Raw genomic sequence first — 20644 nt, 5'->3', positions numbered from 1 at the left:
ATGAAAAATATCATTGTAACAGGTGGCGCTGGATTTATCGGTTCAAATTTTGTGCACTATGTCGTACAAAACCATCCGGAAGTTCATGTAACTGTTTTAGATAAATTAACTTATGCTGGAAACAAAGAAAATTTAGCGGGATTACCAAGTGATCGGGTAGAGCTTGTGGTGGGCGATATTGCTGATGCACCATTAGTTGATCGTCTAGTGAAAGACGCAGATGCAGTTGTTCATTATGCAGCTGAATCACATAACGATAATTCATTAAAAGATCCATTTCCATTTGTTCAAACCAATATTATTGGGACATATACTTTATTGGAAGCTTGTCGAAAATATGATGTGCGTTATCATCATGTTTCAACGGATGAAGTGTATGGCGATTTACCATTAAGAGAAGATTTACCAGGACATGGTGATGGTCCAGGCGAAAAATTTACAGCTGAAACACCATACAATCCTTCTAGTCCTTATTCTTCAACTAAAGCGGGATCAGATTTATTAGTGAAAGCCTGGGTACGTTCATTTGGCTTACGTGCAACAATTTCTAACTGCTCAAATAATTATGGACCTTATCAACACATTGAGAAATTTATCCCACGTCAAATCACTAACGTTTTAAGTGGTATTCGTCCTAAATTATATGGCGACGGCAAAAATGTGCGTGACTGGATTCACACAAACGATCATTCATCTGCTGTTTGGTTAATCTTGACAAAAGGTGAAATTGGCGAAACATATTTGATTGGTGCCGATGGCGAAGAAGACAATAAAGCAGTGATGGAATTGATTTTAGAGTTGATGGGTCAATCAAAAGATGCGTACGATCACGTAAAAGACCGTGCGGGTCACGATTTACGTTACGCAATTGATTCAACTAAATTACGTGAAGAACTTGGCTGGAAGCCAGAGTTCACGAATTTCCGTGATGGTTTAGCGAATACGATCAAGTGGTATGAAGAAAATGAAGACTGGTGGAAAAAAGAAAAAGAAGCCGTAGAAGCAGCATATGCCAAAAATGGTCAATAACAATTATTGATGAGATAAAAGTGTGAGGCAGGCGCTAGCCTGTCTCTTTTTTCAAACAAATTTAAAGGAGCGAAAAACAATGTTTTTATTAACTGGAGGAAATGGCCAATTAGGTACAGAATTGCGCCATCTATTAGATGAAAAAAATCTACCATATGTTTCGACAGATGCGAAAGAATTAGACATTACTGATGAAAAAGGAACCATGGAATATATCGCCGAATTGAAACCGGATGTTATCTTTCATTGTGCAGCCTACACTGCAGTTGATAAAGCAGAGGATGAAGGCAAAGAATTAGACGAGAAAATCAATGTCGACGGTACAAGAAATGTCGCACTTGCTGCGAAAGCGGTCAATGCTAAATTGGTTTACATTAGTACAGACTATGTATTCGATGGAAAGAAAGAACAAGCAGAATATGAAGTGGATGATTCAACTAATCCGTTGAACGAATATGGTCGAACAAAACTTTTAGGTGAACAAGCTGTCGAAGAAATTTTAGAAGATTATTATATTATCCGTACTTCTTGGGTATTTGGTATCTATGGCCATAATTTTGTATTTACAATGCAACGTCTGGCGGAAACACACGATCGTTTGACAGTTGTAAACGATCAATTTGGACGCCCAACATGGACACGTACACTAGCCGAGTTCATGGTATACGTCATTGAACAAAAAGCACCATATGGCATTTACCACTTATCAAACGAAAACAGTTGCTCTTGGTATGAATTCGCGAAAGAAATCTTAAAAGATACTGACGTGGAAGTAGCACCTGTGACATCAGCGGAATTTCCACAAAAAGCAGTACGTCCACAATATTCTGTGATGAGTCTTAAGAAAGCTGAAAAATTAGGTTTTTCTATTCCAACTTGGCAAGAAGCTTTGGCACAAATGCTGATTGCCGCTGAAGAAGCAAAAGCGTAATTCGTTTCTGCTAGTTTAGGAAACAAAAGAGAAATTGGGGAATTTTATGGAAAAACAAACGAGAAGTGTACGGCATAGCACTGAAAAAACAAATCGTGCGCCTCAGACAATTTTTGACTCATTGCTTAGGCTCCGTTATTTGTTTGGCTTACTAGCAATTGTCATAGTCGTCACATTTAATTTAAATGGCAGCTCAATTGGCATGTGGGATAAATACGTTTCTCAGCGAGATGACGGGAAAGAAACAGATGTTTTGTTTGGGAAAGATCGTGAAGTTCGCTCAGATGAATGGCTGGTACAGACGCCATTTTATCTTTCGCAAGCAGAAAATGATTATCCAGTAATCAACGAAGATTACTCCTTAAATGGTCAAAATATGATTATTGCTTATAATTCACCGGTTAAAGACATTACGGTTATCGGCAAGCCATTTAACTGGGGGTTTTTCTTCTTGGGACGTGATCGAGGGCTATCTTGGTACTGGGGAATGAAAATCGTCGGGATGCTCTTGTTGTCTTTTGAATTATTGATGATCATCACTAGAAAACGAAAGGGATTGTCATTGGTTGGTTCATTTGCACTGACCTTTGCGCCGGCTGTTCAATGGTGGTTCATGCAACATGTGGGAGATTTGATTTTCTTCACTGTCGGACTGATGGTGGCTTTCTATCATTATTTTTATCAACATGATCGCAAAGGGATACGAGCCCTGATGATGTTGCTGGTAGTTATTTTTGGCTTAGGCTTCATTTTAGTCATTTACCCAGCACATCAAGTAATGTTAGGTTATTTGCTCGTCTTTTATTTTGTTGGCCTGTTGATTCATTTCAGGAAAAAAGTAGTTTGGGATCTATTGGATGCTGTCCTGATTGTCGGAGCGATAGCGATAATCGGAGGAATCATGGTTCATTTTTGGCTAGTTTCGAAGGATGCCCTGATGGCTTCACTAGAAACGTTGTATCCAGGAAAACGAATCAGTACAGGTGGAGAATTCACTTTTGGTAAGTTCTTTTACTTTTTGACTAACTGGAAGATTCCATTTACAGACATCACGTTTTCAAATAATTCAGAAGTGGCCTTTTTCTATCATTTCTTCCCAACTGTGCTTTTGGCTAGCCCATTTGTATTATTTGGTAAGAAAAACAGTGAACAGAAATTATTAGGACGAATATTAATGGTTTTTTGTTTGTTTGCGATTTTTTGGATCACCGTTGGCTTACCAAAAGAATTAGCTGAAATTACGCTTCTTTCCTATGTACCAGCATCCCGTGCATTTACAACTTTTGGCTTTGCAGCTTGTCTGTTAACGATTTGGTTCATTGCCTATGTTTGGCGAGAAGATGTTATTCCAACCTGGTATAAAATTGTCTTATTAGTTGTTAATGCTGGAACGTTTGCTGTGTCAATCTTCACTTCTAGCATGATTAATTATTTTTCAGGGATTGAAATTACAGGGATCGTTGTACTAGGAACATTGTTGCTGGGGTTTGCTTTGTTTCACCAAAGACATTTGTTTTATGTTTCATTCGCAGCATTAATTGTTGCTTCTGGTTTTTTTGTCAATCCGGTTGTTGAAGGAACGGGTGCTATTTTTGAAAAGACTTTAGCGAAAGAAATTCAAAAAATCAATAACGAACATCCAGATCAATTATGGTTATCTGAAGATGAATTGTATAATTTTACACCAACACTTGGAGTAAAATCATTCAATACGGTTCGTTTTTATCCAGATATGAAAGCATGGAAAATCATTGATCCAGATGGAACCTATGAGAAATATTATAATCGTTATGCTCACACTCGTGCATTTATCGCGAAGGAAGACACAACGTTTATCCTTGATCGACCTGATATGTTCTCTGTGACATTGAATTTTGATGATGCCGAAAAACTTGGTATACGTTATGTCGTAAGTAAGCGACCTTTAGCAGACTACAATCAATTAAATGAGGCGCAGTTTACTCAATTATATGGCCCAGACAATGATGGCTATCGAATATTTGAAGTAGATTATCCGGCCAATGGACAAATCATTAGCCAGCAATAACAAAGTTATTCAGTTAAATAAAAGAGAGAAGCTAGTACAGGAGAGTGGGGAAATGCAGAAAATCCTACGAAAAATGATTAATGAAATGAGTGTTGCTTGGCTGCTTCTATTAGTAGGTTCATTGTATTTTATATGGACCGTTGGGCTAAGCAACAACACTGCACTATTTTTATATGAAAATAGTTCGCAATTAATTTTGGGCGGCATAGCCGTTTTGTTTTTATTGAATGTTTACAAAGCAAGAGGTATTGATTTTATTTTTATTGGGATTGGTTTCCTGTTCTTTTTCTTCTTTTCGTATTTCAGGGAAGTGAGAAGCGCTTCATTTTACACAGATATGATGATTCCGTTGATTATTGCTTTTGTATTGTCGATAAAATGGATTGAGTTTGGAAAAATAGATCGAGCTGTTTTCTTGCTGTTGTTTTCAGTTGTTCTGACAGTGACTGTCTATCGTGTTTTTACGGAAATTCCGATTCGTGAAGGACAAAGTATCTGGTCTCCAGGGAACAAGCTTTCTGATATTTGGATCAATACCAACACGATAGGCGCATCAGTGATGACACTGGCTTTCTTAATTAGTGGTTTTGCTAGCTCATTTGAAAAGTGGTACATTCGTCTGTTAAGTGTGCCAGCTGTTGTTGCAGCGTTTGCCACGATTTGGGTTTGTCAGTCAAGAGGTGCATTAGTTGCATTGATCGTTTTTATTCTTTTGGACTTGATTCCTAAGTCATTTATGCGAGTGACTCGCGCACCATTTATCATTTATACGGTGACCGCAGTTGCCGCTTTACCACTTTCATATTTTGCGGCAGCTTCAAAAGAAGTAAATCTTTTTACTGGAAGAGAAGAAATTTGGGCAGATTTTTATCAGACTTTGGCTGCTAAAACGCAACAAGTGTTGGTAGGAATGAAACCTTATTTTTACACGAAACGAGCAAATCAAATTTTGGGTAATCATAATAGTTATAATTCTTTCTTGAATCTTTATGGAGTGATTGGATTAGCCATCGTGGTTACTTTATTACTGATTTTTATTGGTCGAAGAACACTAAAAGGTGATTTATCGAACGGCCAATTAACTTTTATCTGGGCTTTCTTTGGCATAATGACACAATCTTTTATGGAAGATACTTTGACTTCTTTCGCTTGGCTTCCGATTATTTATCTATTACTAGGAATGAGTGTTCACCGCTTTGACCAGCCAGCAGAAATGCAAAAAGTACCGGATGAATTAGAAACAGCAGATGAGTCGTTCGAAAATTCAGAAGAGAATCACAATGAATTTTCACGGATGAAGAAGTATCATCATTAAGAAGTAATCAAAGAGAGGCTGAAACAGTTTTGTTTCACTCTCTTTTTTTATAAAAATAAGTATGCATCAGAAATGAAGTAATACCTTGCTTGATTGCAATTAGAAACTATCTTTTGTAGAATAGTAACGGTCGAGTATTTGTTACTTAATAGAAAAATTAAGAAATAAATAATATCGCAGTCAGCTAGTAAAAATATGGTAAAATGGCAGTTGATTGTAATTAACAGAAATCGCTTGGAGGAACACAAATGTTTAAAGATCTGTTTTTATTTATGAAAGATATTTATCAGAACAGAAAATTATTGATTCAGTTTTCATTAAATGACTTTAAATCACGTTATGCTGGTTCTTTTTTAGGAATCATGTGGGCATTCATCAACCCGATATTCACTGTGTTGATCTACTGGTTAGTCTTTGGCTTCGGCTTGAAAGCTGCAATGACTGATGGTAAATATCCATTCATTGTTTATCTGATTACGGGGATGGTTCCCTGGTTCTTCTTCTCAGATGCATTTACCTCAACGACATTAGTCTTTCGAGAGTACACGTATTTAGTCAAGAAGGTCGTTTTCAACATTCGTATCTTGCCAAGTACGAAAATTTTATCTAATTTATACACACACCTCTTTTTTATCGTGATTGGCTTAGTTGTGACAATTGGACATGGAATATTCCCAACCATTATGACACTACAACTGATTTATTATCTATTTTGTATGTGTGCATTTCTAACAGGGATTACTTGGTTGACAGCATCTATCCAACCGTTTTTACCAGATATCGTACAATTCATTACGATTTTGTTGCAATTGATTATGTGGACATTACCAATTCTTTGGAGTCCAAGTCAGTTTAACCCGACAATTGTTCAAATTTTGAAATTAAATCCACTTTATTACATCGTTCAAGGGTATCGTGAATCTTTCTTGAGCCAAGCGTGGTTCTTTGAACATGGCATGTATACTTTATACTTTTGGATAGTTACATTAGCATTCTTTGTGGTTGGTTCAGCTGTGTTCCGTAGACTGAAACCACATTTTTCAGATGTACTGTAAGGAGAATAGAAATGACAGAATATGCGATTAAATTAGAAAACATCACCAAATCATATAATATGTACGCAAAACCGAGTGATCGTTTTCGTGAGGCACTGAATCCTTTCAAAAAATCTTATCACGATGTCTTTTATGCATTGAAAAACGTTAATATTGAAATAAAAAAAGGCGAAATGATTGGTTTTGTTGGCGAAAATGGTTCAGGAAAATCGACGATGCTCAAAATCATTACCGGTGTGTTGACACCTTCTGCTGGTACAATGGAAATCGATGGAAAAATTTCTGCATTGCTTGAGTTAGGTTCTGGATTCAATCCAGAATATTCTGGCTATGAAAATATCTTTTTAAATGGTATGGTCTTAGGATTTTCACGAGATGAAATTGAAGGTATGGTCGATGACATCATTGATTTTGCCGATATTGGGGATCATATTTATCAACCAGTAAAAACTTATTCAAGCGGGATGTTTGTCCGTTTGGCATTTGCGGTAGCAATCAATGTGAATCCAGATATTTTGATTGTTGATGAAGCATTAGCAGTCGGTGATTTAGAGTTTCAATTGAAATGTATGGAAAAATTTACTGAAATCAAGAATTCTGGAAAAACGATTTTATTCGTATCCCATGATATTAGCTCAATTCGTCGTTTTTGCGACCGTAGTTATTGGTTGAAAAACGGTGAAGTCGTAGAATACGGGGACACGATGGACGTTACGACCAATTATGAAAACTTCTTGAAGAAAAAATCAGTGAAGACAGTTGACCGCAATAAGAATCAAGTTGAACGTCATGCCGCACCAGATATCGTTGATGTGCTAAGTGCCGAATTGCTTGATAAAGAGAAGAAACCGGTCGATATGATTGAACAAGGGGAGACACTCTTTGTGAAAGTTACCTATAATGTCAAAGACGAGTCAATCAAAAAGCCAGTCTTGGGGATTGCTTTACGAACGGTTGATAATTTTTATGTTTGTGGCTTGAACACATTATTGGATGACATAACGATTCCTTGGAAAAAAGGTGAAAATGTTTTTTATCTTGAATATGAAAAACTAGGCTTACTAGCTGGTGAGTATTATTTTGATGTGGCAGTTTTTGAAGAAAATGCTACAGTTCCGTTAGTTTATAAGACAAAATATATGAACTTATTTGTTAGTGGCTCATACATTGGTGAAGGTATTGTCATCTTGGATCACAAATGGGAAGAAGGTAGTCAAAAAGATGAAATATGATTTTGAAATGGATTTAGATGAGCAAAGTAGTGTTGGAAAAATCGCCGCTCAAATCAAACCAGGAAGCAAAGTGTTAGAATTTGGTCCGGGAAATGGCCGATTAACAAAACATTTGATTGGTGCGAAGCAATGTGAGGTTAGCATTGTCGAATTAGATAAAGAGCTATTTGATTTTGTGAGTGAATTTGCACAGGATGGCTTTTATGGGGACATTGAAAGTTTTGAATGGGCCACTTATTTTGAAGGTCAAACATTTGATTATGTTTTGTTTGCAGATGTCTTGGAGCATTTGGTTGATCCAGGCGCAACTTTGAAAAAAGTCAGTGAATTTTTGAGTGAAAATGGAGAAATTTTGATTACGTTCCCTAACTTAGCTCATAACTCTGTAATGATTGATTTATTTAATAATCAACTTCCATGGACTTCTTATGGCTTGTTAGATGAAACACACAATTCATTTTATACGCATGAGGGTTTTCAAAGAGTGTTTGAAAAAGCTGGCTTGATGATTAACATCGAAGACTATTTATACTTAGCAGTAGAAGACACCGAGCTTTCTTCTCGTTACGAAGATTTGCCAGAAGCGGTTCGATATGACTTCAAAATGCGTCCATTTGGAGAAGTTTATCAATACTTCTTCTCGTTAAAAAAACAGGCAGTACCCGAAATTGCACAGCCACAAAATTCAAATTACGTCAAAGTCTTTGATTTGGTTCAACAAACGGCTGAGGGAGAAACTAGTCAACAGATTCCTATTAACAATTACACTGGTGAAAACCAACGTTTGACATTTCCAATTGCTGAAAATATTGAAAACGTGTTATTCCGTTTTGAAAAACAGCCAAGTTTTATTGAATTTACTGCTGAAATTGCGGGAGAAAAAATTGATTTCATTCGTTCAAATGCTGCGCTAAAAACAAACAGGGATTGCTATCTATTTGATGGAAAAAGCGTACCAGAATTAGCAGTAAAAAATGTCGCTGGACATGAATTAACGGTGAATATCCATTATCGTTTTATTGGAGAGCTTACTCAAACTTTCTCAGAAGTCTTGGAAACTGTTCAACCAATGATGGCTGTTCATCAAGAATTGACAGGGAAAATAGCAGATTTAGAAAAAGATAATTATCAAATTAGAGAAGAAAATGCTAAGCTTGATCATTACTTGCAAACAACAACTACGCGTTATTGCTCACTTTTAGATAACGATGAATGGGCAATTAAATCAAAAAAAACTCGTCGAACAAAAGAAACTCCTAAAAAAGTTCAAGCAAAAGAGTTAGCTTTATGTATTGATGAAAAGCATTGGGATGAAGAAACCAAAGTTTTAACAATTATTGGTTGGGGCATCTCACAAGCAGATCGAAACGCATTGTCTTATCATTTATCAGTAGATCAATCACCGTTTTTCGATGCTAAACCGATTTATCGCAAAGAAGTGAATGAGGCTGAAAATCTTGCAGAAAATGTTTCTGCCGGTTTTGAATTGCAGATTCTTTGTGAACATGAACGTACATTTTTAATTGAAGTAACAGCAGAAAATGGTCAAACTTGGATTATTGAAATGTAATTCATTGGCCTACTTGATAAAGGAGTAACTGGACAGTGACAAAGAAAGAAATTGCTGTATTTATTGATACAATCACTCGGGAACGAGCTACTGGAGACTTACTTATTGTGGGTTGGGCAATTGATGAAGTAACTAAAGAAATCCCTTCAGTCACAGTAGAAAAAAGCCAAGTTTTGATTGAAACAACGCCTGTCGTTCGTTTGGACATCAATCATTTATACGAACTAGATGTCAAAACGCAAAGCGGATTTAAAATTCGACTTTCAGGAAAATTAAAAGGAAAAGCTATCTTAGATTTTCAGACAACTACTCACCAAAATGGAATTGCCGTGAAGCTAAATGGACGTTATCCTTTCGATGATGGATTTGAGACCTCTTGGCAAAAACAAATACGTTTGCTGAAAAAAGGTGTCAATTACGCAAGAACACATGGCTTAAAAAAAGCTGTTCGTCGCGTCAAGCTAGAATTGAAACCTGGTTCAGTTGACTATGCAGAGTGGATTACTCGTCACGAAAAAGTTGATTTAGAAGCACAGCGTAAAGCTGCTACTGCCTTAGAATATCGTCCATTGATTTCAATTGCTATGCCTGTTTACAATGTTGAAATTAAGTGGTTAGAAAAATGCATTGATTCTGTTCTAGGACAAACGTATGATCACTGGGAACTATGCATTAGTGATGATGCTTCAACAGATCCGGCTATTCGCAAATGTCTGGAAACTTACCAAGCAAAAGACGAGCGAATCAAAGTCGTCTTTCGACAAGAAAATGGACATATTAGCTTAGCAACTAATTCAGCTTTAGAATTAGCTTCGGGTGAATTTTTAGCTTTGTTGGACAATGATGACGAGTTGCCAGCTTCAGCGCTATATGAAGTAGCCAAGGTATTGAACGAACGACCTGAGCTGGATCTAATCTATAGCGACGAAGATAAAATCGATTCTGATGGGAATCGTTTTGACCCCCATTTTAAAGCTGATTGGTCACCAGACACACTAATGGGAAACAATTATATTTCTCATCTAGGTGTTTATCGCACAAGCATCGTGAAAGAATTAGGTGGATTTCGTAAGGGGTATGAGGGCTCACAAGATTATGATCTTGTTTTACGTGTGACAGAAAAAATCCCAGCAAATCACATTTATCATATTGATAAAGTTCTGTATCACTGGCGAACGATTCCAGGTTCTACAGCAAGTAGTGGCGAAGCGAAAAGTTATATTTATGATTCTGGTGTAAAAGCGTTGACTGATGCACTGAATCGTCGTGGAATCAAAGGGAAAGTACGTCCGGGAAGAATCTCGGGTTTTTATGAAGTGATGTATGACGTGATTAAAGAAGACTTAGTGAGTGTCATTATTCCAACTAAAAATGGGTATAAAGATTTAAAAGTCTGTGTTGATTCAATTATTGAGAAAACAACATATCCCAACTATGAAATTATTATTGCAGATAATGGAAGTACGGATCCAAAAATGCAAGAATTGTTTGCAAACTACAAAGAACGTTTAAACGATCGTTTCATTGTCGAGTTGATTGATATTCCGTTTAACTACTCACGGATCAATAATCTAGCAGCTGAAAAAGCAAGTGGAAAGTATTTCTTATTTTTGAACAATGATACTGAAGTTATTGCACCAGACTGGATGACGACAATGGTTTCTTATGCACAATTTGATCGAATTGGCTGTGTAGGTGCAAAATTGTATTATCCAGATGAAACAACCCAACATGCTGGTGTCCTTGTTGGAATTGGTGGCGTAGCAGGACATGCGCTAAATAATTATGATAAAACACACTGCGGTTATTTTGGTCGTTTGGTGATTGATGTTGATTATTTAGCAGTGACTGCAGCTTGTATGATGGTTAAAGCAAGGGACTTTCATGCTGTTTCCGGATTTGACGAGACATTAGAAGTTGCATTTAATGATGTTGATCTATGTTTGAAAGTCTATGAACTGGGACGTAACAATGTTTACGCACATCAAGTGGAACTTTATCATTTTGAATCAAAATCAAGAGGATATGAAGATACTCCAGAAAAACAAAAACGCTTTGCTGGTGAAATCAAAAAAATGCAAGACAAGTGGCCAAGCTACATTGCACACGATCCATTTTACAATGATAATTTGACTAAAGAAGGTATTGGCGATTTTTCTCTAAGACCAGACTAATCAAAAGCGATGAACGTATCGAACTTGGATACGTTCATCGCTTTTTGTTATTTATCACGCCTGTAAGAATGAAGACACCGAGTGTGGATTTTAGAAACAAAAATGAAAAGATAAAATAGTCTATTTTATTGCATATAATAGTTTAATTTCCTTTACATTTTGGTTACTCGCTAGGCTTTTAAGGCTTGCTATGGTAAGATGATAAAGGCATTATTCTGAGGTTAGGAGTGTATATATGAATAAAAATGGGGAGTGGAGCGCCGCTCGCAGAATATTTATTATTTTAATGGATGTGATTGTTTATAACGTTGCAGTCTATATAAGCTTTTTACTGAAGTTTCAAGGAGAAATACCAGTGCGTAACTTTGAAACTTTTGAGAATTCCGCAGTTTTTATTTCGATTATATTTATTGTTCTTAATATTTTGTTAGGGGCTTACGTCTTTTATAATCGAATGATCAGCGACATTATTTTTGTAACTGTTATTGGTCAAGTATTGATGACCTTTGGGATTATGATTGTAACTTTTGCTGGGCGTTGGTTTGCATTTCCGCGGCTAGTTATCTTACTTTCTTTTGTGATCGGAACGATTTTGGTCAGTACTTATCGCATTTTGGTGTATAAACTTTACTTGAAAATCAGCAGTGACAAAAAAGTGATTATTGTTGGTTTAGAAAAAGATGTTGCACCAGCAATTCAAAATTTCCAATCAAAGAAAAATAATAAACATAAAGTAGAAGCAGTTATCGTTGATCATTTTTATGAGCATACGAAACAACTGATTGATGGAATCGATATTGTGTACTTGGCTTCGGAAATTGAAGAACAAGAAAAAATTAAAATCTACCAGTTGGTTACCAAGAAAGAGAAAAAATTATTTTTAAATACAACATTTGAAAACTTGATCATGATCAATCCAAATATCATGAATTTTGAAGATGAAAGCATTATTGAATCATCTGGTTTTAGAATCCCTCCAGAAGATGAGCTTTTCAAACGATTATTTGATATTCTTGTTTCACTTGTTTTGTTGATCTTGGCTTCACCATTTATGTTATTAACAGCGATTTTAGTAAAAGTAACATCACCAGGTCCTGTTATCTATAAGCAAGTGCGTATCACAAAAAATCAAAAAGAATTTTCAATTTATAAATTCCGTTCAATGAGCGCAACAGCTGAATCAAAATCAGGCCCAGTCCTTGCTAAAAGCAATGACGCACGCGTAACGCCTGTTGGTAAATTTATTCGTGCCGTACGATTTGATGAATTACCACAAATCTTTAATGTCTTAAAAGGCGATATGTCAATCGTGGGTCCACGTCCAGAACGACCATTCTTTGTTGATCAATTTAATGAAGAAAATCCTTATTACTATTTACGTCATAATGTCCGTGCGGGTATTACTGGCTATGCGCAAGTCTATGGGAAATATGTCTCAGACTACAATAGTAAGTTGCGTTTTGATTTGTTATATATCAAAAAATATTCGTTGTTATTGGATTTGAAAATCTTATTGCAAACAATTAAAATTTTATTCGATAAAATGTCTTCACAAGGTGTGGATGAAGAAGCTGCTTGTTCTTTAGCAGAACTGCATTTCCCAGAAGATAAGATTTATGGATAAATAGAGATAATTTAAATCAATGCTGTAGCCTAAGCTTAGTAAGCTACACAAAAGATAAGTGGGGAAGAAATTGGAAAAAAATAAAATTAGTATGCTTCTTTCTTTATATGATAAAGAAAAACCAGAATATCTGAATGAAGCATTAACAAGTATTTTTAAACAGACAGTTATGCCAGATGAGATTGTTTTGGTATATGATGGACCAATTAATTCTGATTTAGAAGCAGTTGTACAGAAATTTCAGCAAGTAGCCCCTGATATATTCACACTTGTGAAATTTGAGAAAAATCAAGGATTAGGTGTTGCTCTAGCTAAAGGTTTAGAGCACACTAAATATCAGATAGTTGCTCGAATGGATACAGATGACATTATGGCTCCAGAACGATTGCAAAAGCAATTAGCTATTTTTGAAAGCAATCCTGATATTGCAATCGTTGGGAGTAATATCGAAGAGTTTGTTGACTCGACAGATCAAATTATTGGTCGTCGCCTAGTGCCAGAAACAAATCAGGAAATTTGTGCATTTTCTAAAAAAAGAAACCCGTTTAATCACATGACGGTGATGTTCGATAAGAAAGCGATATTAGCTGTTGGAAATTATCGTCCTTTAAAAGGTTTTGAAGACTATTATTTATGGGTAAGATTATTGAAGGCTGGTTATCAAGGCTACAACATTCAAGAACCGTTAGTTCACGCTCGTGCAGGTGCTGACATGTATGCTCGACGTGGTGGCTTAAATTATTTGTTGCCAGGAATCAAGGGGCGCTACCATATTTGGCGTGATGGACTGGGTTCTGTGACGGATTTTCTATTTGTTACTGGTGGACATGTAGTAATTAGTTTGTTGCCCAATAAACTGCGTGGTAAATTCTACGAAAAGCAGTTAAGAAATTAAGAATTAGGAATATGTAATCTTATTTTTAGATAAAACAGGAGGTTTTTTTTTGTATAGCACAGATGCTAAAATGCAAAAGGTCCAAAAAGTTACCTTGACTATGGCACAGAAAATTGTCGATTTTTGTGAAGAAAATCAATTATTATGCTATTTTTGCGGTGGAGGAGCAATCGGAGCAATCAGAGAAGGTGGCTTTATTCCATGGGATGATGATTTAGACTTTTTTATGCCAAGAAATGATTATGAACGTTTTTACGATTTATGGTCTCAAGCTCAAATCAATCAAACTCTTCCTGTACAGAAAGCTTCAGCAACTTACAATGATCATAATTCATTTATGACGATAAGAGACGAAGAAACAACGTTCATAAAAACATATCAAAAAGATTTAAATATTGTTCATGGTATTACGATTGATATCTTTCCATTGGATGTTGCACCAGATTCTAAAGTTAGCCGAAAAATTCAAAAGCTATGGGCTCTTGTATATGCCCTTTTTTGTTCACAAGTAGTTCCAGAAAATCATGGTGGTATATTAGCTTTTGGTAGTAATTTGTTACTGAATACTTTTAAATCTGATAATATTCGCTATAAAATTTGGTCATTTGCAGAAAAACAAATGACTAAGTATAATCAAAAGCCGACAGAAAATGTGACTGAACTATGCGTTGGACCAAAGTATATGGGAAATATTTACTCTGCTAAGGATTTTTCTGAGGCTGTTTGGGTTCCTTTTGAAGAGACCAAAATGCCAATTCCTGTGGGATATGACAATTATTTACGTGCTGCGTTTGGTGATTACATGCAACGTCCATCTTTAGAAAATCAAAAAACAATACATGATTCAATTTACATTGATCCAGATCATTCATACAAAAATTACCAAGGAAAATATTATTTAACTAAAGGAGCAAGCAACAGATGATTACAGCTATTATTATTGCCGGTGGTGTTGGTAAACGGATGGGACAAGATATCCCAAAACAGTTTATTAGTATCGATGGAAAACCAATCATTATTTACACACTTGAATCATTCCAGAAACATCCACAAATTGATCGCATTTTAGTGGTTTGTAAATCTGGATGGGAAGAAACGATGTGGGCTTACATTAAAGAATTTAATATAAGTAAAGTTCAATGGGTAATAACAGGTGGTTCAAAAGGACAAGAATCAATCAATAATGGCGTCCAATTTTTGAAAGACCATTCTGATGAAGATGATACGATCATTATTCATGATGGTATTCGTCCATTGGTTGATGAACTTGTTTTGTCTGATGTTATTGTGAAATGTAAGGAATATGGAAATGGCGTGACTTCATTACCTTATAATGAACAAATTTTTATTAAAAAAACGGAGGATACGACGGTTGAATACGTGGACCGTAATACTTTGCGAAGAGTATCAACTCCACAAGCCTATCAATATGGTAAACTGCTTGCAGCTTATAATCGCGCGGTAGCAGAAAACATTGGGATGACTGATTCTTCATACACAAATACAATGATGGTGGATCTGGGTGAGACGTTATATTTTGCAGCTGGTTCTGATAAAAATATCAAGTTGACTACAACGGATGACTTGGAATTGTTTAAAGCTTATTTAAAAATGAAAGATTAGGTGAGATAAAGATGACATTAGTTGAACAGCCCATGTATCAAGCTGATTTGGCGAAAGTAGTTGAGAGTCTACCTGAACTGGAAAAACTTGATGGTAAATCAATTTTAATGATTGGTGCTTCTGGAATGATTGGCTCATTTTTAATTGATACTTTGATGCTAGCAAACCAGCAATTGGGATTAAAAATCAAAGTATTTGCTATGGGGAGAAATAGGGAAAAACTTGAAACGCGTTTTTTAACATATCGAAACTTGTCAACTTTTGAGATTGTTGAAGGCGACGTGACAGAACCTTTACCGGAAGAGCTTTTGGTTGATTATATGATTCATGGAGCAAGCAACACACATCCTAAAGCCTATGCGACTGATCCAATTGGAACTATCATGACCAATTTAGCTGGGACAGATCAAGTGTTAAAACATGCAGCGGCAACCAATGTCCAACGAACATTATTTTTATCAACAGTTGAAATTTATGGTGAAAATCGTGGAGACGTTGAAAAATTTAACGAAGAATATTGTGGTTATATTGACTGTAATACGTTACGTGCTGGTTATCCAGAAGGCAAAAGAGTGAGCGAATCACTTTGTCAAGCATACATTGCGAAAAATGGGTTAGATATTGTTATTCCACGTCTATGCCGAACATTTGGGCCAACGATGTTAACTTCTGATACCAAAGCTTCTTCTCAATTTATTCTAAATGCTGTCAATCACGAAGATATCGTGTTAAAAAGTGAAGGTAACCAATACTTTTCTTATGTTTATGTTGCAGATGCAGTTTCTGCAATTTTGTATTTACTATTACATGGTGAAAGTGGTCAAGCTTACAATGTTTCAAACGAGCAATTTGATTTGCATTTGAAAGATTTGGCAAAAAAATTAGCAAACATCAGTGGTAAAAAAGTTATTTTTGAATTACCAGATGAAATTGAAAGTAAAGGATTTTCTAAAGCAAATACAGCTGTTTTGGACAATACAAAATTGACAGCAACGGGCTGGATGCCTTTATTTGATTTAGAGGAATCGTTAGAACATACAGTGAAAATTATTCAGGAAGTGAAGTAGATGCATAAAATAAGCGTGATTGTCCCAGTATACAATGTAGAAGATTATCTAGAAAGTTGCTTAGATTCAATCTCCAACCAAACGTACTCTAATCTTGAAATTATTGTTGTAGATGATGGGTCACCAGATAACAGTGGACAAATTGCTGACGAATACAAGAAAAAAGATAATAGGGTATCTGTTATTCATCAGCAAAACGGTGGATTGAGTGCAGCTAGAAATTCTGGCTTAGAACAAGCGACAGGAGATTTTGTCTGCTTTATTGATAGTGACGATTGGATTGAACCAGATTATTTAGAACTTCTATATGCCGGTGTTCAAACTTTTAATGCAGAAATATCAGTAATAAAACTGAAAAAGATAAATGATTTAAAAGAACTTAAAGAGTTAACGCCAACCAAGGAAGATTGGTTGGTACTGGATAAACATGAGGCGATGAAATCATTATTCACTAGTAATAATATCGGTTACTCTGCCAATAATAAATTGTTCAATATGAATTTATTTTCTGACTTAAGATTCCCTGTTGGAAAGTTAATGGAAGATAAAGCAACAACATATCTTTTAATTGATAAGTCAAATCGGATTGCTTTAAATTCATCTGAAAAATATCATTATTTCCAAAGTCCAAAAAGTATATTACGAGGTAGTTTTAATCCTAGAAAATTTGATACTTTTGATATACATGAAGAGATTATTATGTTTATTGACAAGTTCTATCCAGAAGTGTCATTAAATGTTCGCTCAAGATACGTCTATACAGCGGTAAGAATGATGATGTCTATGATTGAGAACAACTATTCAAATCAAAAAGATTATGACCGATCAATGGAGATTTTATCTCGCTTTGAGCAAGAAGCTCAAGCAGATCCAGACTTTTCACCAAAATTGAAAAAGTTAATAAAATTTTTATTGAAACATCCTAATCTCCCATATCATTTATCCAAAAGTAAAGTGACAGCTAGTGTCTTGAATAGAATAGAATCTATGAGGTAATTGTAAATATGAATAAAATAAAAAAATTATTTTCTAGATATGTTTTTCCAGTAATTTTTAAAATGTTTCCTTTAAAAGAAAATAGGATTGTTTTTTCTAGTTTCGGTGGTCGAAACTATTCTGGAAATCCACGTGTGATTTCTGAAACAATAGGTAATCAAAATTTGAATTACAAATGTATATGGCTCTTGAAAAAGGGAGTTCAGGTAAATGATTTGCCAAATGATGTAAAGAGAGTAGATACAGATTCTTTACTAAGTACTTATTATTTGTATACATCTAAATTCTGGATTGATGATAGTCGAAAAACGATTGTATATGGAAAACGTAAAAAACAGATTTATTTTCAAACGTGGCATGGGACACCATTGAAAAAAATTGAATTTGATGCAGAAGATAAATTATCAAGTCATTATTTGAAATATGCTAAAAAAGATAGTGAATCAATCACATATCTTTTATCGGGTAATCGCTATAGTTCAGAAAAATATTTATCTGCTTTTCGTGTTTCAAAGAATCAGCTATTAGAAATTGGTACGCCAAGAAATGATAAGCTTGTTTCAAAAGCAAATGTACAACAATCTGATTATTTAAATAAGAATGAAATTACAATATTGTTTGCTCCAACGTTCAGAAATAATATGGAAAATAATGGAATTCCTCAATTAGAAAAACTTGAAATCAACGTGCTGAAAGAATTTTTTGCGCTTCGAGGTCAAAAACTTAATTTTATGACAAAGTTTCACCCCAACGTAAATCAACGTTTAGCTAATGACAAAAAAAGTAGAGAGTATATGAAAAGACATGAAGTGGAACTTGTGGATGATGGTATTCCGCTAGAAAATTTATTTGAAAATATAGATGTCCTAATCACTGATTACTCCTCTATTTTTTTTGATTATGCTTTATTAAAAAAACCGCTTATTTTATTTAACTATGATGAAGATTCTTACAGCAAGGAACGTGGGTTTTATATTGAGTTAGGTTCATTGCCTGTACCTGTTGCTCAAGATGGAAAGATGTTGATTCAAATTTTTGAAGAACAAGCACAAGATTTGTTGAATAGTTCTGAACGTTTACTGAACTATGTGGGGAATTTTGAGGACGGAACTAGTACAGAAAAAGTAATCGAATTGATGAAGAAGGCAAGTAAATGAAAAAAACACTAAAAGATATTATTTATAATGCAATTTATCAGGTTTTCTTAATTGTTTTGCCGTTAATCACAATTCCAATTCTTAGCCGTAGAATTGGAGCTGACGGGCTAGGCGTTTATGGTTATGTATTTTCAATAGCGCAATTTTTAATGACTGTCATTGCTGTAGGAATGAATCCTTTTCGTATTCGTAATATTGCAAAAGCGCGAGATGACAAAAAAGAACTCTCGATGCAGTTTTGGAATATTTATTTCATGCAACTTTTAATTGGACTGGGTGCCTCAATTGTTTACATCATGTATATTTATCTATTTGATATCCAATACAAAAATTTGTACTTCATTCAGTTGATATTTATTTTGGGGTTAACACTGGATATCTCATGGTTTTTCCAAGGGATTGAGGAATTTGCAAAAGTTGTAATAAGGAATACGTTAATCAAAATTTCTTCAGTTTTTTTAATTGTCTTATTTGTAACTACCAAAGATGATTTGTGGATTTATGTTTTTATTACATCTATCACTAACTTTTTAGGAAGTCTGGTTTTTTGGCTAAATATCAAAGGTAAGGTATACAGACCTAAATTTAATTCAGCTCTTTTTAGAAAATTGTGGAAACCCGCTTTTATTATCTTAGTCCCACAATTGTTTATGCAAGTATATACGACATTAGATAAAACGGTCGTTGGTTATTTTGTTAATCCTACTGAATTATCTTATTATGATCAGTCGCAAAAGATAGCTAGAATTATCCTGGCTGTGCTTTCTTCTATTACAATTGTTATGCTTCCAAAAATCTCAAAAGCACAAGCTAATGGTGATAAGCGTAATATTCTAATTTACACAAAAAAATCTTTTGATTATACATTTATTATTGCGATGATTTTATTTAGCGTTGTTTTTGTCAATACGAAAGAATTTGTTCCATGGTTCTTTGGTGAAAAGTTTGAGCCAATGGTAATCAATATGTTACTCTCATGCTTACTCATTATCTTTAGCCCAATTGGAGGGGTATTTGCTAATCAATTTACGATTGCAATTGAGAAAGACAAAGAATTTGCTTATCCAATGATTATTGGAGCTTTGATCAGTATAGTTGGTAACATTTTATTAGTGCCTAAATATGGTGCGCTAGGGGCAACATTAGTACTCGTAATTGTAGAATTTTTGGTCTGCTTCTTCAGGATTTTCTTTATTAGAGATGAAATTCAGGTTGGTTATTTCTTTGATAAACGAATCAATTTATTCTTCGTCATGGGTATGGCTTTGTCGTTGTTGTTTTACTATTTTGTTCCTACGATATTAGACTCTAGCTTCTTAGATATGGCACTAAAATCTATCATTATTGTGCTAGTGTATCTACCAATTACTTATTTTAATTTTCCACATCTAAAAGAAGAAATTAGTAGAATGTTCAAATAAAACAAAACTCCTTCATTATTTTTTAAATAATGAAGGAGTTTTGTTTTATTTACTTGTCTTTTGAATTAAGATCTTTTTTTATTTGTGTCGTAGAAATTTCAGGAGTTCTAGGCAAGTAGATAACTTCTGCATCTGTTAGTTGTTCTAACTCATCAAAGTGTCCTGCCCAGTCATCGCCCATCACGAAGTAATCGACTTGAAATTCTTTAATATCTTTTGCTTTTTGATCCCAGCTTTTTTCAGGGATAACTAAGTCAACGTATCGAATAGCTTCAAGAAGTTGTTTTCTTTTCTCATAGCTAAAATAACATTTTTTTTGTTTCTCGTCCCAATTAAATTCATCTGTTGAAAGAGCAACAATTAAATAGTCACCATATTCTTTAGCACGTTTTAGCAAGTTGATGTGTCCGTAGTGTAACAAGTCAAAAGTACCATAGGTAATTACTCTTTTCATTTTTCACCTCTCGAAATTCATTAATATACATTGTTAGTCTAACATTTTTTTGAT

Annotated in this window: 17 protein-coding genes; 16 read left to right on the top strand and 1 reads right to left on the bottom strand. The window is 34.9% G+C overall.

Annotated elements, in window-relative coordinates; all coding sequences use genetic code 11:
* From rfbB to IGJ93_RS08640, 16 genes are all read left to right on the top strand, one after another.
* On the top strand, positions 1–1029 hold the full coding sequence (rfbB, locus tag IGJ93_RS08715) for a dTDP-glucose 4,6-dehydratase (protein ID WP_071868223.1): 1029 nt from the start codon (positions 1–3) through the stop codon (positions 1027–1029).
* 79 nt (positions 1030–1108) lie between these two features.
* On the top strand, positions 1109–1960 hold the full coding sequence (gene rfbD / locus IGJ93_RS08710) for a dTDP-4-dehydrorhamnose reductase (RefSeq protein WP_067480659.1): 852 nt from the start codon (positions 1109–1111) through the stop codon (positions 1958–1960).
* Positions 1961–2006: 46 nt separating this feature from the next.
* Entirely contained in the window at positions 2007–4007 is a 2001-nt protein-coding gene (locus IGJ93_RS08705; RefSeq protein WP_218657881.1) for a DUF7657 domain-containing protein, read from the top strand.
* A gap of 52 nt (positions 4008–4059) precedes the next feature.
* The gene (locus tag IGJ93_RS08700) at positions 4060–5322 is read left to right on the top strand and encodes an EpaQ family protein (protein WP_095803741.1); all 1263 of its coding nucleotides are present in this window, start codon (positions 4060–4062) and stop codon (positions 5320–5322) included.
* Between the two features lie 248 nt (positions 5323–5570).
* A complete protein-coding gene (locus IGJ93_RS08695; RefSeq protein ID WP_071868225.1) occupies positions 5571–6377 on the top strand; it encodes an ABC transporter permease in 807 nt (268 codons plus the stop codon).
* 11 nt (positions 6378–6388) lie between these two features.
* Complete coding sequence (locus IGJ93_RS08690; protein ID WP_067480667.1) at positions 6389–7609, top strand: ABC transporter ATP-binding protein; 1221 nt, start codon at positions 6389–6391, stop codon at positions 7607–7609.
* Positions 7599–9179 carry a class I SAM-dependent methyltransferase gene (locus IGJ93_RS08685; RefSeq protein WP_071868226.1) on the top strand — a complete coding sequence of 527 codons (1581 nt, stop codon included), beginning with the start codon at positions 7599–7601 and terminating at the stop codon, positions 9177–9179. The genes IGJ93_RS08690 and IGJ93_RS08685 overlap by 11 nt, the downstream gene beginning before the upstream one ends.
* A gap of 35 nt (positions 9180–9214) precedes the next feature.
* Positions 9215–11353, top strand: a complete 2139-nt coding sequence (locus IGJ93_RS08680) for a glycosyltransferase family 2 protein (RefSeq protein WP_430596919.1) — start codon at positions 9215–9217, stop codon at positions 11351–11353.
* A gap of 235 nt (positions 11354–11588) precedes the next feature.
* Positions 11589–12977, top strand: a complete 1389-nt coding sequence (locus IGJ93_RS08675) for a sugar transferase (RefSeq protein WP_067480678.1) — start codon at positions 11589–11591, stop codon at positions 12975–12977.
* A 91-nt stretch (positions 12978–13068) separates the two neighbouring features.
* Complete coding sequence (locus tag IGJ93_RS08670; RefSeq protein ID WP_082294050.1) at positions 13069–13872, top strand: glycosyltransferase; 804 nt, start codon at positions 13069–13071, stop codon at positions 13870–13872.
* Between the two features lie 70 nt (positions 13873–13942).
* Positions 13943–14797: a LicD family protein gene (locus IGJ93_RS08665; RefSeq protein WP_082294049.1), complete on the top strand. Its 855-nt coding sequence runs from the start codon at positions 13943–13945 to the stop codon at positions 14795–14797.
* Entirely contained in the window at positions 14794–15495 is a 702-nt protein-coding gene (locus IGJ93_RS08660) for an IspD/TarI family cytidylyltransferase (RefSeq protein WP_067480686.1), read from the top strand. Before IGJ93_RS08665 ends, IGJ93_RS08660 begins: the two co-directional genes overlap by 4 nt.
* Before the next feature lie 11 nt (positions 15496–15506).
* Positions 15507–16562, top strand: a complete 1056-nt coding sequence (locus tag IGJ93_RS08655; protein WP_067480689.1) for an NAD-dependent epimerase/dehydratase family protein — start codon at positions 15507–15509, stop codon at positions 16560–16562.
* Positions 16563–17558, top strand: coding sequence for a glycosyltransferase family 2 protein (locus tag IGJ93_RS08650; protein ID WP_067480692.1), 996 nt, complete (start codon positions 16563–16565; stop codon positions 17556–17558).
* Between the two features lie 8 nt (positions 17559–17566).
* A complete protein-coding gene (locus tag IGJ93_RS08645) occupies positions 17567–18715 on the top strand; it encodes a CDP-glycerol glycerophosphotransferase family protein (RefSeq protein WP_422718726.1) in 1149 nt (382 codons plus the stop codon).
* A complete protein-coding gene (locus IGJ93_RS08640; RefSeq protein ID WP_368026939.1) occupies positions 18712–20136 on the top strand; it encodes a flippase in 1425 nt (474 codons plus the stop codon). The genes IGJ93_RS08645 and IGJ93_RS08640 overlap by 4 nt, the downstream gene beginning before the upstream one ends.
* A gap of 49 nt (positions 20137–20185) precedes the next feature.
* Here the strand turns inward: IGJ93_RS08640 and tagD are convergent, their stop codons facing one another.
* Positions 20186–20590, bottom strand: a complete 405-nt coding sequence (tagD, locus tag IGJ93_RS08635) for a glycerol-3-phosphate cytidylyltransferase (RefSeq protein WP_067480702.1) — start codon at positions 20588–20590, stop codon at positions 20186–20188.
* Positions 20591–20644: the final 54 nt, after the last annotated feature.

Source organism: Enterococcus sp. DIV0174, from assembly GCF_050529065.1.
In the GTDB taxonomy this organism is placed as follows: Bacteria; Bacillota; Bacilli; order Lactobacillales; family Enterococcaceae; genus Enterococcus_B; species Enterococcus_B thailandicus.
The sequence above is the reverse complement of the archived record's forward strand: the minus strand, read 5'-3'. Positions and strand labels throughout refer to the sequence as shown.

Bases quoted from the DNA above. Each gene is read 5' to 3' on its own strand.
- rfbB (WP_071868223.1), top strand. From the start codon at position 1: ATGAAAAATATCATTGTAACAGGTGGCGCTGGATTTATCGGTTCAAAT.
- rfbD (WP_067480659.1), top strand. From the start codon at position 1,109: ATGTTTTTATTAACTGGAGGAAATGGCCAATTAGGTACAGAATTGCGC.
- IGJ93_RS08705 (WP_218657881.1), top strand. From the start codon at position 2,007: ATGGAAAAACAAACGAGAAGTGTACGGCATAGCACTGAAAAAACAAAT.
- IGJ93_RS08700 (WP_095803741.1), top strand. From the start codon at position 4,060: ATGCAGAAAATCCTACGAAAAATGATTAATGAAATGAGTGTTGCTTGG.
- IGJ93_RS08695 (WP_071868225.1), top strand. From the start codon at position 5,571: ATGTTTAAAGATCTGTTTTTATTTATGAAAGATATTTATCAGAACAGA.
- IGJ93_RS08690 (WP_067480667.1), top strand. From the start codon at position 6,389: ATGACAGAATATGCGATTAAATTAGAAAACATCACCAAATCATATAAT.
- IGJ93_RS08685 (WP_071868226.1), top strand. From the start codon at position 7,599: ATGAAATATGATTTTGAAATGGATTTAGATGAGCAAAGTAGTGTTGGA.
- IGJ93_RS08675 (WP_067480678.1), top strand. From the start codon at position 11,589: ATGAATAAAAATGGGGAGTGGAGCGCCGCTCGCAGAATATTTATTATT.
- IGJ93_RS08670 (WP_082294050.1), top strand. From the start codon at position 13,069: ATGCTTCTTTCTTTATATGATAAAGAAAAACCAGAATATCTGAATGAA.
- IGJ93_RS08665 (WP_082294049.1), top strand. From the start codon at position 13,943: ATGCAAAAGGTCCAAAAAGTTACCTTGACTATGGCACAGAAAATTGTC.
- IGJ93_RS08660 (WP_067480686.1), top strand. From the start codon at position 14,794: ATGATTACAGCTATTATTATTGCCGGTGGTGTTGGTAAACGGATGGGA.
- IGJ93_RS08655 (WP_067480689.1), top strand. From the start codon at position 15,507: ATGACATTAGTTGAACAGCCCATGTATCAAGCTGATTTGGCGAAAGTA.
- IGJ93_RS08650 (WP_067480692.1), top strand. From the start codon at position 16,563: ATGCATAAAATAAGCGTGATTGTCCCAGTATACAATGTAGAAGATTAT.
- IGJ93_RS08645 (WP_422718726.1), top strand. From the start codon at position 17,567: ATGAATAAAATAAAAAAATTATTTTCTAGATATGTTTTTCCAGTAATT.
- IGJ93_RS08640 (WP_368026939.1), top strand. From the start codon at position 18,712: ATGAAAAAAACACTAAAAGATATTATTTATAATGCAATTTATCAGGTT.
- tagD (WP_067480702.1), bottom strand. From the start codon at position 20,590: ATGAAAAGAGTAATTACCTATGGTACTTTTGACTTGTTACACTACGGA.